A 1,659-nucleotide genomic window follows, 5' to 3' on the forward strand; every position below is an offset into this window, starting at 1 on the left:
TAGTCTGGTTATCACCTACGTTTACTCCTTCGGCCTGCATTTGAGCTGCGGAAGGAATTTCGGGAAGGTGATGGTTTTTGTCGATATACGTTTTCAGAGCGTACAGCGGAGTGAGCCGGTAAGAAGGAGCGAAAACAAAATCTGCGCCGGTTGTATTTACCACAATTTGATTAGCACGAATATTACCGGCAACATCCAACTTATATCCAGCGTTTGCCTGGGTAGTTTTACCAATAAGCACGTTACCATTGCTCCTAATTCTTAATTTTTCAGTAATAGATCCTCCTCCGGGAGCAGTTGAAAAAACCATTTCAGAGGCATCCAGATAATACCCATTGGGTTGCACCATTTTAATATTACCTAAATTAAAGTTATTGTTTAGGTTTTCCTCCCTAAAAGTTAAACTCAGACCGGCGTAGTCAAGTTCTGCGCCGGTGTTCGGGTTTGGATTACTTCCTCCTGCCAATGTAAGTTTTGATGTCGGATTGGTGGTTCCTATGCCTAAATTGCCCATTATATTTGTATTACCACCATTATCAATGGTTACAACCGGTGCGGGGTATGTGCTACCGCTATTAGGGATAAACCGCCAACCGCCGCCCCAGCCGACCATATCAAGCGTTCCGAAATTGCTGTTAGGAAACATTGCCACGTTTGAAGAAGTGGCCGGTTGGGGATATGGACTACTAAAACTCAAATACGGCGTTTGAACTTGAACATTTCCCTGCATGGCAAGATTTCCTGTCAATGTGCCCCCAGTTAAAGGTAAATACTGGCTATAGCTACGAAAGCTTAATGTAAAAACAAGAAGAGTAGTCAATAGCAGGGCTTTGTTTTTAAGATTGTATTTCATTTAAATTATATTAGGGATTCTGGTTCTCAATTCTCTCGGTTATTATCTGTAAATGTCAACTCACTTTTAAGGGTATTAGCCGGTTCGTCTCGTTAGGTTGAGATCACAATATTTTTGTTCAAACCGCTAATTGATATATCCCACTCATGATTCCACGGGAATCTAAAAGCTGGAAATAAATAAAACCGTACTAAAAAGGCTATTTATTTAATTATGACTGCGTAGGGAGTAGATATTGGATGGTATTATTTTCATTTAGTTGTGATTGTTTAAGTGCTACTAAACTAATAACTGAAAATCATATCTCAAAAGAATTAATAATAAATCTTTCGGCGAAAGAAAATACTTAATAAAATCCCCCTTGGCCCAAGTCTTGTGTGTTGGGGCAGTGTGGTGGCTGACTTGTGACTTTTTAGATTGAAAATCACAAGTCATCTGCGCGTATTTTCCGCACACAAAACTTGCACTAAGATGGGTGCACAGCGAAGACCTGTTTTCTGAACGACTTAAAAATGTAAATAAATATGCGGTCCTTTAGAGAAGCTAAATACCTTCTTACAAAAAATTAATTTTAACATTCGCTAAGGTTTTGCAACCCCATGCGACTAATTGTATAAATATCATTAATTGAAAGAGCAGTTTATTTTATTAATAACCAAGGTATTTGGGGTGATGACCGAGGTAGAACGAAGGATGAAAAAGGGGAAAGAATTTCTGAGTTCCATTGGTACCTGGAAGGTATTCGGGAGGGAGATCTTAAGTGGACTAAGAGGGCAGGAGAGTGGTGCGAGGGGGCAGGCAACGGT

Annotated in this window: 1 pseudogene; it reads right to left on the bottom strand. The window is 40.0% G+C overall.

Features of this window, described 5'->3' with window-relative positions:
* Positions 1–853: pseudogene (locus AC1DPZ_RS26735) on the bottom strand (hypothetical protein); the annotation flags it as partial.
* Between the last annotated feature and the right edge of the window lie 806 nt (positions 854–1,659).

This window comes from Mucilaginibacter sp. P4_G9 (assembly GCF_056400985.1).